13 protein-coding genes are annotated in these 13,133 nt (G+C 38.9%); 11 read left to right on the forward strand and 2 right to left on the reverse strand.

Going from position 1 to position 13,133, the window contains the following annotated elements:
* Nucleotides 1-44: 44 nt before the first annotated feature.
* Together gabT and DHD80_RS06460 are read right to left on the reverse strand one after the other, a co-directional pair.
* Complete coding sequence (gabT, locus tag DHD80_RS06455) at nucleotides 45-1,352, reverse strand: 4-aminobutyrate--2-oxoglutarate transaminase (RefSeq protein WP_251740336.1); 1,308 nt, start codon at nucleotides 1,350-1,352, stop codon at nucleotides 45-47.
* A 338-nt stretch (nucleotides 1,353-1,690) separates the two neighbouring features.
* On the reverse strand, nucleotides 1,691-2,161 hold the full coding sequence (locus DHD80_RS06460) for an Lrp/AsnC family transcriptional regulator (RefSeq protein WP_251740337.1): 471 nt from the start codon (nucleotides 2,159-2,161) through the stop codon (nucleotides 1,691-1,693).
* A 159-nt stretch (nucleotides 2,162-2,320) separates the two neighbouring features.
* Between DHD80_RS06460 and DHD80_RS06465 the strand changes: the two genes are divergently transcribed.
* The 11 genes from DHD80_RS06465 to DHD80_RS06515 all read left to right on the forward strand — a co-directional run bounded on the left by DHD80_RS06465 (nucleotide 2,321) and on the right by DHD80_RS06515 (nucleotide 13,132).
* Complete coding sequence (locus DHD80_RS06465; protein WP_251740338.1) at nucleotides 2,321-3,535, forward strand: aminotransferase class I/II-fold pyridoxal phosphate-dependent enzyme; 1,215 nt, start codon at nucleotides 2,321-2,323, stop codon at nucleotides 3,533-3,535.
* Between the two features lie 125 nt (nucleotides 3,536-3,660).
* A complete protein-coding gene (nhaC, locus tag DHD80_RS06470; RefSeq protein ID WP_251740339.1) occupies nucleotides 3,661-5,124 on the forward strand; it encodes a Na+/H+ antiporter NhaC in 1,464 nt (487 codons plus the stop codon).
* Nucleotides 5,125-5,320: 196 nt separating this feature from the next.
* On the forward strand, nucleotides 5,321-5,959 hold the full coding sequence (locus tag DHD80_RS06475; protein ID WP_251740340.1) for a peroxiredoxin: 639 nt from the start codon (nucleotides 5,321-5,323) through the stop codon (nucleotides 5,957-5,959).
* 13 nt (nucleotides 5,960-5,972) lie between these two features.
* Nucleotides 5,973-6,287: a thioredoxin family protein gene (locus DHD80_RS06480; protein WP_251740341.1), complete on the forward strand. Its 315-nt coding sequence runs from the start codon at nucleotides 5,973-5,975 to the stop codon at nucleotides 6,285-6,287.
* Nucleotides 6,268-6,516, forward strand: a complete 249-nt coding sequence (locus DHD80_RS06485) for a hypothetical protein (RefSeq protein WP_251740342.1) — start codon at nucleotides 6,268-6,270, stop codon at nucleotides 6,514-6,516. The genes DHD80_RS06480 and DHD80_RS06485 overlap by 20 nt, the downstream gene beginning before the upstream one ends.
* Nucleotides 6,517-6,643: 127 nt before the next feature.
* A complete protein-coding gene (tpx, locus tag DHD80_RS06490) occupies nucleotides 6,644-7,144 on the forward strand; it encodes a thiol peroxidase (protein WP_251740343.1) in 501 nt (166 codons plus the stop codon).
* Nucleotides 7,144-7,515 (forward strand): diacylglycerol kinase family protein, encoded by a 372-nt coding sequence (locus DHD80_RS06495; RefSeq protein WP_251740344.1) that lies wholly within the window; start codon nucleotides 7,144-7,146, stop codon nucleotides 7,513-7,515. The genes tpx and DHD80_RS06495 overlap by 1 nt, the downstream gene beginning before the upstream one ends.
* Nucleotides 7,516-7,542: 27 nt before the next feature.
* Nucleotides 7,543-8,535, forward strand: coding sequence for an alpha/beta hydrolase (locus tag DHD80_RS06500; RefSeq protein WP_251740345.1), 993 nt, complete (start codon nucleotides 7,543-7,545; stop codon nucleotides 8,533-8,535).
* A 114-nt stretch (nucleotides 8,536-8,649) separates the two neighbouring features.
* Nucleotides 8,650-11,031, forward strand: coding sequence for a DNA translocase FtsK (locus DHD80_RS06505; RefSeq protein WP_251740346.1), 2,382 nt, complete (start codon nucleotides 8,650-8,652; stop codon nucleotides 11,029-11,031).
* Nucleotides 11,032-11,040: 9 nt separating this feature from the next.
* Nucleotides 11,041-11,682: an outer membrane lipoprotein carrier protein LolA gene (locus DHD80_RS06510; RefSeq protein WP_251740347.1), complete on the forward strand. Its 642-nt coding sequence runs from the start codon at nucleotides 11,041-11,043 to the stop codon at nucleotides 11,680-11,682.
* A gap of 1 nt (nucleotide 11,683) precedes the next feature.
* Nucleotides 11,684-13,132, forward strand: a complete 1,449-nt coding sequence (locus DHD80_RS06515) for an LptF/LptG family permease (protein ID WP_251740348.1) — start codon at nucleotides 11,684-11,686, stop codon at nucleotides 13,130-13,132.
* Nucleotide 13,133 lies beyond the last annotated feature (1 nt).

Genomic DNA, 13,133 nt, shown 5'->3' on the forward strand with positions numbered 1-13,133 from the left:
GACTATCCCCTCCAGAACCCTCGCAACTTCTTTTAGCTAAATTTTTAAGTGTTTTTTTTGATCTGATTTACAAGAATGTCAAGCCCTTTATTTAATTGCTCATCTGTGATTACCAGGGGCGAGAGGATCCTTATCACATTTTTAAAAGTTCCCGCACTTAAGAGGATAAGACCATCTTCTGCACATCCTTTTACAATTTTAGCACAAAGTTCGGTGTTTGGTTTCCCGGGGTCATTATCCTTCACAAATTCAATTCCTATCATCGCACCTATCCCGCGTACATCTCCAATCCCAGAGTTTTCTTTCTGAAGTTTTCTCATGCGGTCAGTAACTATTTCACCAATCTGCACTGCCCGTTCATTCAGGTTGATATCTTTCATGTACTGAATAGTTGCCAACGCAGCCGCGCAACAAACGGGACTACCTATATAGGTGCCTCCAATTGTCCCGGGACCCGCCGCATCCATTATTTCTGCCCTGCCAAGAACAGCTGCTATAGGTAAACCAGATCCCAAGGATTTCGCATAGGTGCTTATATCTGGCTGCACCTTATAATGCTGCCAGCTGGCCCAATGGCCGGTACGGCAAAAACCACTCTGGATTTCATCCATGATCAGCAAAACACCGTTTTCATCACAAAAGGAACGCAATCCTTCCAGATATCTTTGCGGAACGGGATTAAATCCGCCCTCTCCCTGGATGGGTTCAATGATGATAGCGGCCACGCTATTTATATCCACCATGCTGTGGGCGCTTTCCCGGAGACGGTTGAGCTCAGTATCTACAAAATCCTCCATCTCCTGTGTCCCGCTGTATTTATAGAAATTAGGAAAAGGGATACGGTAAACTTCTGGCGCGAAAGGGCCCGAAGAAAATTTGTAATTCACCTTACTGGTGAGACTCATCGCCATTAGGGTGCGCCCATGATAAGCTTCTGTGAAACATATTACAGCAGGTCTTTTTGTAGCCTGCCTGGCGATCTTTATCGCATTTTCCACCGCTTCTGCCCCGGTACTTATAAGCATAGCTTTTGTCTTTTCGCCATGCGGAAGGATCTCGGCCAACTCTTCACAAAGTTTTATATAAGGTTCATAGGTCACCACATTAAAACTGGTGTGCAGATATTTACCGGCCTGTTCACGAATAGCTTCAACCACCGGCTCAGGGCAATGCCCTGCATTGACTACTCCTATTCCTCCGGCAAAATCTATAAGTTCACGGCCATCTACATCGGTTATAATGGCACCTTTAGCTTCTTTGACTGTGGCTGTATTGAAAACACCAACCCCGTTGGCTACAATATTTTTTCTCCTCTCCAGGAGTTCTTGTGATTGGCTTTTTTGTTCAATCATATTAATCATCAAGTTGTTAAAATTTAAATGTTTTATGGAATTAAAAGGCGGGAAGCTGGATATCATATGTGCCGGCCTTTCACGTACTATATAATTACCTTATTAATATACAGCTTTTTATGACATACCCTATTTAATTTTATTTTACTTAACATTAAAAGCATTCCTTAGTCCAGAAAATCGGATCCTCTGTTTGAATTTTGAATTTCAAAAAGGATCAAATACTACCCATTATAAGAAAGCGAAGCAATCCTATGTTTAGAATTCGGAGACTACTTCATTGGCTTTGCTCCTTCGCAGGAACCTTACTTATAAATTTTTATCTATTCTTCCAGCTTCTAGCTGCCAGCTTCCAGTATAATTTGGGTGGACTGTTTCACTTTATTAATTGTAAAAATGCTTTTGGTACTGCCAATATGATCAAGCGTAGTCAGTTTTGTGACCATAAATTCACGGAATGCATCCATGTCTTTTACCAGGACTTTTAAAATGTAATCGTAATCGCCACTTACGTGAAAGCATTCGATCACTTCCGGCAAACTTTTTACCTCTTTTTCAAATCGGGTAAGAAACTCTTTTTTATGTTGCACCAGTTTGATCTGGCAAAAAACCATAAAATCCTTTTCTACCATTTCGGTATTTAAAAGGGCAACATATTTTAAAATAATACCCTGCCTTTCCATTTTCCGAATCCTTTCATAGACCGCGGTAACCGAAAGTCCCAAATGATTGGAAATCTCTTTATTTGTCTTTTTACTATCTACTTGTAAATGAGATAGGATTTCTTTGTCCAGTTTATCAATTTTCATCTTAAAATATATCTACAAAAACAGTTTCAAATTTAATAAAATAGATTTAAAATCTAATTATAAGATTAATATCTGATTTATTTTCTAAATATTTCCTTATACCTTGATTTTTAATCTAAAAAATCTAAATTTTGATATCAAACCTTAAAATTGATTTTCATGAAAAATAAACCGGCAGATAGAATTCAGGATCTTCAATATTTTGGAGAATTTGGGGGTGTAAACCCATCCATTTCCGATTCCTCAACCTATACTTTTCTTTCCGCAAAAACAATGTTCGACACTTTTGAAGGAAATGCTGAAGGTTGTTATTTGTATTCTCGTCACTCTTCACCTTCAAATTTATATTTGGGAGAAGCGCTTGCAGCTATGGAAGGAACCGAAGCAGCAAATGTTTTCGCCTCAGGAATGGGGGCGATTACGGCAACTTTATTGCAATTGTGCAAAGCCGGCGACCATATCGTTTGCAGCCGAACTATTTATGGTGGCACCTATGCATTTCTGAAAAATTTTGCGGTTCAATTCGGGATCCAAACAAGCTTTGTAGATATCACCAATTTGGAAGCAGTGGAAATTGCTATTCAGAAAAACACAAAAACGATCTATTGTGAAAGTCTTAGCAATCCTTTACTGGAAGTTGCAGATCTCAAATCGCTTGCAAGAATTTCAAAAAAACAACATCTTAAACTGGTAGTCGACAATACTTTTTCACCATTGTCTATTAGTCCGATAAAATTGGGGGCCGATATAGTGATTCACAGCCTGACCAAATTTATCAATGGAAGTAGTGATACCGTTGGAGGTGTGGTTTGTGGTAGTCATGATTTCATCAATGCCCTTAGGAATGTTAATGATGGTGCAGCCATGCTTTTAGGTTCTACGATGGATAGTTTAAGAGCTGCTTCGGTTTTAAAGAATTTGAGAACGCTTCATATTCGCATGAAGCAACACAGCTATAACGCGCTATTTCTAGCGCATAAATTTCAGGAAGATGGATTTAGAACGGTATATCCGGGATTAAAAAATCATCAGGGAAATGAATTATTTTCAGAAATGATGAATGAAGATTATGGTTATGGCGGCATGTTGACGATTGATGTAGGCAGTTTGAATAAAGCTAACGAACTGATGGAATTAATGCAGAAGAAAAACCTTGGATATCTTGCGGTTAGCCTAGGATTTTATAAAACCCTGTTCAGTGCACCCGGAAGTTCTACTTCCTCTGAAATTCCGGAGGAAGAACAAAAATTAATGGGTCTAAGCAATGGCCTCATTCGTTTTTCTATAGGTTTGGATAATGATATCGCGAGAACTTACCAAATCATAAAAGAATGTATGGTTGAAGTTGGGGTTCTCAATACGGAAATGGCCTAATTTTTTGCAGGTTCAATCCTAAAGTCGTAAAATTACATGACTTAAATGAAAAAAATAAAGTTTCTAAAATAAACAGACCTCACAGATTTTAAAAACCTGTGAGGTCTTAATTTTTAATAGGTTTTATGAAAAACGCTACTTCACCGCACCCCGAAAATGAACATATTGTTGAGAACAGGGAATTAAGTATCTGGGAAGCTTTAATTCCTGTAGTGATACTTATGGGAATGCTCGCCTACAATATATTCTTTAAAGATGGCGAATGGTTTGGAGAATATAGCAATCAGTTGATTCTTTTAATGGGCGGGCTTGTAGCAATGATTGTTGGCTTAAGCAATAAAACTACCATTACCACCATGGCTGAAGAGGTCTGGGAAAATTTAAAAAGTGTTTTTGTACCCATTTTAATCCTATTATTAGTAGGCGCGCTTGCAGGTTCCTGGCTAATTAGCGGGGTGATACCTGCGATGGTTTATTACGGTTTACAGGTTTTGAGTCCGGAGATATTTTTACCAGCTTCAGTAGTGATTTCTGCCATAATTTCCATAGCCACCGGTAGTTCCTGGACAACATCAGCAACTGTTGGGATTGCATTGGTAGGTATTGGAAGTGCTATTGGAGTTCCAGGCGGAATGGTTGCCGGGGCAGTAATCTCCGGAGCATATTTTGGGGATAAAATGTCTCCTTTAAGTGATACCACCAACCTGGCACCGGCCATGGCTGGAACCGATCTTTTTACCCATATAAAATATATGGCCCTCACCACCGTACCATCAATTACTATAACGCTCATCGTTTTTGCAATTTTAAGTTTCACCACAGACGTAGCTGGAAAGACTGATATCGCAGGGTTTTTAAACACAATTGAAACTACTTTTCATATTACCCCATGGTTATTCATTGTGCCGGTAATTGTAATTGCTTTGATCCTTCTGAAAACAAAACCTCTAATAGCCCTCTCTGCGGGTGTAATTTCAGCCATTATTTGTGCTTTGATTTTTCAACCGGAAATTGTTGCATTAATTGGTGATTCTACTGCGGGTTCTATTGCGCAGGCTATTTTTTCTGAGGTTAGTATTGAAACGGATAATGCCAGTATTAATGATCTATTTTCTTCAGGAGGAATGCTGGGCATGCTTTGGACCATACTTTTAATTATATCAGCAATGATTTTTGGGGGAATTATGGATGGCATCGGCGCTCTTGCCAGGATCACCAAAGAATTATTGAAACTTGCTAAATCCATCTTCGGCTTATTTACCAGTACCGTAGTGAGTTGTATTGGGTTGAACATCGTTGCTTCAGATCAATATCTGGCCATTGTAATTCCCGGGAAAATGTTCAAAAAGGCCTACGAAGATCGCGGCCTGGCCCCGGAAAATCTTTCCAGAACCCTGGAAGATAGCGGGACGGTAACTTCAGTTTTAATTCCCTGGAACACCTGTGGAGCATATCAAAGTGGGGTTTTAGGAGTAAGTGTTTCTGAATACTTCGCCTACGCTGTATTTAATTATGTGAGCCCCTTAATGACTCTTCTCTTTGCCGCCATCGGCATAAAAATTCGCATGTTGGCAGATTCCGAAAAATAAGAATTCTACACTATTCTGATTAAATTATTAGCAGACAGGCAACTATAAGATAGATTTATTATTAATCTGTTTCCTAATAAAAGAAAACTATTGCAGCATAAAGTTTTAAAATTTTACTTTATTGCTGAAAGCCCTTGTTATAATTAGCTTTGTACTTAATTTAGAACTGATTTAAAATAATAAAAACTTTAAAAATATGGCTTTAGTAGGAAAAAAATTTCCAAATCTTAGCGTAAATGCGATGAATGAAATGGGTGATACTTTTCAAATGAATATTTTGGAAGAAGCTCAGGAAAACAATAAAAAAGTATTGTTGTTCTGGTATCCAAAAGACTTCACATTTGTTTGCCCCACTGAACTTCACGCTTTTCAATCTGCCCTTGAAGAGTTTGAAAAAAGAAACGTGATGGTTGTAGGTGCTTCCTGTGACACTCCGGAAGTGCATTTTGCTTGGTTAAACACTCCCAAAGATAATGGCGGAATTGAAGGAGTAACCTATCCGATTCTTGCCGATAGCAACAGAAATCTTAGTTCAAGACTTGATATCCTCGATATCATGAACGAATCTTATGATGATGAGACCGGAGCAATAACTGTAGAGGGTGATAATGTGACTTACCGTGCTACCTATTTAATCGATGAAGAAGGAACAGTTTTCCATGAAGGGATCAACCATATGCCGCTTGGAAGAAATGTAAAAGAATTTTTGAGATTGATCGATGCTTATACACACGTTCAGGAAAAAGGTGAAGTGTGTCCTGCAAACTGGGAAGAAGGAAAAGAAGGTATGGAGGCAAACCGCGACGGTGTTGCATCGTACCTAAGCTTAAACTAAAATAAGAATTGCTATGATTAAGGAATTAGAACAGGACAACCTGAGTGAAATTGTAAATAGCAACGACACCGTGGTAGTTCAATATATGGCCGGATGGTGCGGAAACTGTCGTTTGATGAAACCAAAATTTAAAAAACTGGCTTTAGAAAATGAAAACGCAAAGTTCATTTTAGTGGACGCTGAAAAATATCCGGAATCAAGAAAAATGGCAACTGTTGATAATTTACCAACCTTCGCCACTTTTAAAAACGGAAGTTTTAAAAACCAGGTGCAAACCAATAAGTTTGAACACTTAAAGAATTTAGTAGATGAAGTTACCAGTAATTAGACATCTTCAGAAAAATAATGATATCCAAAAACTGGAGCATACGATTGAAGTTTTGGAGAGTTTTACGGAACACCGTTCAGTTTCAGAAGATGAAATGGATGTGATTGGCGAACTTTTAACCAATATTTGCGGTGCTGTGGAAGTTCATAAAATGGTGGAAAATGGAATGCCGGAAAGGGATGCCGCCAATACGTTCGTACAAAAAGTTTTGGGGTCTATAGATAAATAAGAAACTTATTTGAAAAAGAAAGCTAAGCGCCGATTTCTTGTGAAATCGGCGCTTCTGTTTTATGATAATTTTAGTAATAAGACGCCATCAATCTTATAAATTTATGATCTCTTAAAAAAGATTGGATATGGCAAAAATTGACCTTGGAGGTAACCAGGTAACTACGTATGGCGAACTTCCGGCAATGGAGGAAAAAGCACCTCATTTCGAATTGATAAAGTCTGATCTTTCAGTCGCGACTCTTGAAGAATTTAAAGGGAAAAGAGTGATCATGAATATTTTCCCCAGTATAGACACCGGAGTATGTGCTACCTCGGTACGCAACTTTAATGAAAAGGCATCAACACTGGATAATACGGTGGTTTTATGTATTTCCAGAGATCTTCCATTTGCGCAAAGACGCTTCGTTAATGACGAAGGACTGGAAAACGTGATAAATCTTTCAGATTTTCGTGATCGTAATTTTGGAAAAGATTACGGTGTGGAAATGATGGATGGCGCTTTTGAAGGCCTATTATCCAGAGCGGTGATAGTCCTTGATGAAAATGGTCATGTAATTCACTCCCAACAGGTTCCGAAAATTCAGGATGAACCTGATTATCTTGCCGCTTTGAAAACCCTTTTATAATGAGAGATAGTTTCCTCGGAAAAAGAATTAGAGGAGGAGGCTATGCATTAAAGGGTGCGTGGCTTTTATTAAAAAATGAAGCCAGTATCCAGGTACAGTTTGTGATCTCTATTATCATGACGATCGTGGGTATTTATTTTGAAATTACCGGAACTGAATGGATTTTACAGCTTTTGGCCATTGGCCTGGTAATGAGTGCTGAAGGCCTGAACTCGGCCATCGAAGCCATGGCAGATTTTATCCATCCAGACTTTCACAGTAAAATTGGCCATATTAAAGACATCGCTGCGGGTGGGGTTTGTTTTGCCGCAATTATCGCCTTTATCATAGGCTGCATCATCTATTATCCTTATATCTTCCCGGGTATTTAAAAATCCTTAAGCAAAAAAACATATCTCATGAAAAAACTAAGCTTATTATTGTTCCTGGTATTTGGAATCCAAATAAATGCGCAGGACCAACCTAAAAACCTGAATATTTGCTTAGAAAATTATGAATACCCATTTACGGTTCGCTTCATAAATCTTAATGAACAAAAACAAGAACTGGAAATGGCTTATATGTATATTCAGCCTGAAAATTCTAACGGAAAAACTGTTTTGCTCCTTCACGGTAAAAACTTTAATGGGGCATATTGGGAAACAACAATCAATGCACTAAAAGATGAAGGTTTTGCTGTTTTAGTTCCAGATCAAATTGGATTTGGTAAATCATCAAAACCAGCCCATTTTCAATACAGTTTTCAGCAATTAGCCTTAAACACGAAAAAGCTGATTGACACTTTAGGTATAGAAAAAATAAACGTTCTGGGTCATTCCATGGGTGGAATGCTCGCAACGCGTTTTGTACTTATGTATCCCGAAATTACTGAAAATCTTATTCTGGAAAATCCCATTGGCCTTGAAGACTGGAAACTAAAAATACCATACGTAAGCATCCATGACTGGTATACACAGGAATTGCAAAAGGATTTTGAGGGAATCAAAAAATATCAGCAGGAAAGCTATTATGATGGTGAATGGAATGAAGAATACGCGAAATGGGCAAAATTATTGGCCGGATGGACGCTAAATGAAGAATATCCAAAAATTGCCTGGAATGCCGCACTCACCTATGATATGATCTTGACGCAACCCGTGCTTTATGAATTTAATAAAGTAGAGGCCCCTACTTTGCTCATTATTGGAACCCGCGATAGGACAGCTCTGGGTAAAAATCTGGTGTCTGAAGAAATTAAAGCAGGCATGGGATTATATGCTCAATTAGGAAAAGAGACCGCTGCAAAAATCCCGAATTCTCAATTAGTTGAAATTCCAGATACAGGGCATCTACCACATATAGAATCTTTTCAGCAATTTATCTCACCGCTAATTGCATTTTTAAAGAAATAATTACAGGTATCCGTTGGATAATCAAGAGTTTTAAAGGTTTCTGAAATTCAGGATTTTTTTCCTTAAATTGAAACTCCCTTATTTGTACTTTTGCCAAAATCGCTGAACCCTCTTATGGCTAAGAAAAAAGCTAAAACAAAAAAACCTACTAAAAAACCTACCAAGTTATCTTTTAAGCTCAACCGGCAGCAAAAAGTAGTTTTCGGAAGTTTTTTGATGCTATTTGGCCTGGCGATTATTGTTTCTTTTATTTCTTTCCTTTTCACCTGGCAGGCAGATCAAAGCACCTTGTTTGATGTTGGCAACCGCGATCTGGAAACCAAGAACTGGTTGAGTAAATTCGGAGTGGTAATCAGCAATTTTTTTATTACTGATGGCTTTGGGATAGCAGCCTTTATTGTGGCATTTCTGGTCTTTTTGAGCGGGGTTTATATGTTCTTTGGATATAAATCATCAAACCTCAGAAAATTTTGGTTTTGGGGAGCCCTGGTCATGATCTGGCTTTCCATCTTTTTTGGGTTCTTTGCTGAAGAAAACGCGCTTTTAGGAGGAAAGATTGGTTACGAAACAAACGATTATCTCCAGGATTACCTCGGCTTCTTCGGGACAGTTCTCCTCTTAACGTTCCTCTTTATCATCTACCTGGTGATCCGGTTGAAAGTGACCCCTGAAATGATTGGGGATTATTTCAGAAAAAGTAAAGCAGAACTTGATGCTGCGCGGGCAAAGCGGGAAGAAGAGATTCAAATTTCAGAAACCGATGAAGAACTGGACTGGAAAAAAGAAACAGTTTCAGCAAAAGCTACGGAAGAAAAATTTGTAGAAACATCTTTTGAAAGCACCCCGAAATCGGAAAAACCAACTCCTTCCCCTACTCCAACAATTATTTCAAACGAAGAGGAAGATGATGTTTCCATGGAAGTTGAAGCTGCCCTGGAAGAAGAAGAGGAAGATCATTTAAGTAAAAAACTGGTCAAGGATTTTGGAGAATTCGATCCAACCCTGGAACTTAAAAAATACAAATTTCCCACTATCGACCTTTTAAAGGATTACGGTGGTACGATTACCATCGACCAGGCGGAACTTGAAGAAAACAAGAACCGGATCGTAAATACCCTGAAAAATTATAAGATCGAAATTGCCCAAATTAAGGCGACTGTTGGGCCAACTGTAACCCTTTACGAAATTGTGCCGGAAGCGGGGATCAGGATCTCAAAAATTAAAAATCTGGAAGATGATATCGCTTTATCCCTTTCAGCTTTGGGCATTCGGATTATCGCACCAATTCCTGGCAAAGGAACCATTGGTATTGAAGTTCCCAACAAAAACGCTTCCATCGTATCCATGCGCTCGGTAATCGCTTCCCCTAAATTCCAAAATGCTGAAATGGAACTTCCCCTGGCGCTGGGGAAAACAATCAGCAATGAAACTTTTGTGGTAGATCTCGCGAAAATGCCGCATATGCTTATGGCCGGGGCTACCGGTCAGGGGAAATCTGTAGGTTTAAATGCTATCCTTACTTCGCTTTTATACTGCAAACACCCGGCGGAAGTGAAATTTGTCCTGGTAGATCCAAAAAAGGTGGAGCTTACACTGTTCAACAAAATTGAAAGGCATTATCTGGCCAAACTTCCGGATACGGAAGAAGCGATTATTACCGATAATAACAAGGTGATCAATACGCTAAATTCCCTTTGTATTGAAATGGATGACCGTTACGACCTGTTGAAAAATGCTATGTGTCGTAACATTAAGGAATACAATGTAAAATTCAAGGCACGAAAACTGAATCCCAATGACGGGCATAAATTTCTGCCTTATATCGTACTTGTGGTAGACGAATTTGCAGATTTGATCATGACCGCCGGGAAAGAGGTGGAAACGCCCATTGCCAGGTTGGCGCAATTAGCCCGGGCTATTGGAATCCATTTGATCATCGCTACGCAAAGGCCTTCGGTGAACGTCATTACAGGTATCATTAAAGCTAACTTCCCCGCTCGTGTGGCCTTCAGGGTAACCTCTAAAATAGATTCCAGGACCATATTGGATAATCAGGGGGCCGATCAGCTCATTGGTCGTGGGGATATGTTATTCACCCAGGGAAATGAATTGAAACGACTGCAGTGTGCATTTGTGGATACTCCTGAAGTGGATAAGATTACCGAATTTATTGGTTCGCAAAAGGCTTATCCCGATGCGTATCTTTTACCGGAATATGAAGGAGAGGAAGGTAGTGGCACAGGACTTGATATAGATGTGAGCGAGCGGGACAAGTTGTTCCGTGAAGCTGCTGAAGTTATTGTGATCGCACAACAAGGTTCTGCATCACTGCTTCAACGTAAATTGAAACTGGGATATAACCGTGCAGGAAGGATTATCGACCAGTTAGAAGCCGCAGGCATTGTTGGCCAATTTGAAGGAAGCAAGGCAAGACAGGTTTTAATAAGCGACATGGCAGCTTTAGATCAACTTTTAAATGAAGCACCAAACAACTAAAATCTTAAAATGAAAAAATTAGTACTAATATTTTTAGCAACTTTTTCACTGAATATGCCGGCTCAGAATTCCCAAAAAGCCAAGCAATTGCTGAATGAGGTATCTTCCAAAGTGAAGACCTACGATAATATGATGATAGAGTTTAAATATTCCCTGGAAAATGTAGCGGAAGCTGTAAGTCAGGAAACTCGTGGGGATGTTACTATTCAGGGAAACAAATATGTGCTGAACCTTATGGGTACCACGCAAATGTTTGATGGTAAAAAGATCTACACTATAATTCCTGAAGACGAAGAGATCAATATTTCTAATTATGTGGAAGAAGATGCAAACAGCATCACCCCTTCAAAAATGTTCAGTTTCTATGAAGAAGGTTATAACTATGTAATGGATATTACGCAAAATGTAAAGGGTCGTGAAATCCAATACGTGAAATTGACCCCGATTGATAGCAACGCTGAGATTAAAAATATTCTTCTGGGAATCGATAAACAAACCAAGCATATTTATAACCTCATCCAGACTCAGGATAATGGTACAAAAATTACCATTACCGTAAAAAGTTTTAAAACCGATCAACCTCTTGCGAAAAACATGTTTACCTTTAACGAAGATCGTTACAGCGACTATTACATCAATAGATTAGATTAACTTGAAAATACTTGACCGGTACATACTAACCAGTTTTTTAAAAACATTTTTTTCGGTCTTTATCATCCTCATGTTCATCTTTGTGCTCCAAACCATTTGGTTGTATATAGGTGAACTTGCCGGTAAAGATCTGGATGCCGAAGTAATTTTTAAATTTTTGCTTTACTTCTCCCCCAAGTTAGTTCCTCTGGTTTTACCACTCACTATCCTGCTTACCTCTATCATGGTTTTCGGCTCCTTGGCTGAAAATTATGAATTTGCGGCCATGAAGTCCTCTGGGATTTCATTGCAACGTGCCATGGGCGGGCTCACTATTTTTATTGTATTTGTAAGCCTTGTAGCCTTTTTCTTTGCCAATAATGTGATTCCCGCAGCGGAATTTAAATCTATAAACCTTCGGAAGAATATAGCCCAGTTGAAACCCGCTATGGCCATCACTGAAGGGACCTTTAATGATATTGGTGAATTCAACATAAAAGTTGATAAAAAATCTGGTGAAAATGATCAATACCTTGATAATGTAATTATTCATCAGAAGACAGCAAATGGTGGAAATACTACGGTAATTAAAGCCGAAGAAGGTGAACTGGTGGGAAGCACAGATTCTGAAGTGCTTTCTTTAATCCTAAAAAAAGGTAATTATTACGATGAAATCCAGCCGAGTGATTATCGGAAAAGAAAAAGAAAACCTTTTACCAAAAGTTATTTTGATGAATATGTGATCAATATAGACCTTTCAGAATTTAATAATGTAGATCTCGAGGAAGAGTCATATAGTTCCGCACACGGGATGCTTCGAATTGGCGAGTTAAGCAAAAGCATCGATTCATTTTCCAGGAATTATAATACCCAAATGCATATTTTTAAAGATAACATGGTAGCTCGTTCCGGAATTCCTGCGCTTACTTTGGATTCAAACCCAAGAGATACGGTTATGGAAAAACAGGAAAGTATCATCGATTATTTTAATGCGAGCGATGCCGCCCAGATCGCAAGCAGGGCCATGGGCTCTGTGAACACCGTTAAAGCGCAGCTGGATATGAAAACCCAGGAATTTAGGTTAAATATTAAGCAGATCAATAAATTTGAAATTGCCTTACACGAAAAGTATGTTTTATCTATTGCCTGTATTGTGCTGTTTTTTGTGGGAGCCCCCCTGGGGGCAATTATTAGAAAAGGTGGTTTGGGTCTTCCCATTGTTGTTGCTATCTTAATATTCCTTACCTATCATTTCATTGGGATCTTCGCCAAAAACTCTGCGGAAGACGGTAGTATAAGCCCGTTTATCGCCACCTGGATTTCCACCTGGATCATGTTACCTTTAGGAGTCTTTTTAACCTACAGGGCCACTACAGACCAGGGGTTATTTATATTCGACAGTATTCTCGATCCCATTAGGAACCTATTTAAAAAAGGAGCCGGGAAGCTCCGTAAAAGTGGTTCAGAATAAA

Source organism: Gramella sp. AN32 (assembly GCF_023718305.1).
Lineage (GTDB): Bacteria > Bacteroidota > Bacteroidia > Flavobacteriales > Flavobacteriaceae > Christiangramia > Christiangramia antarctica.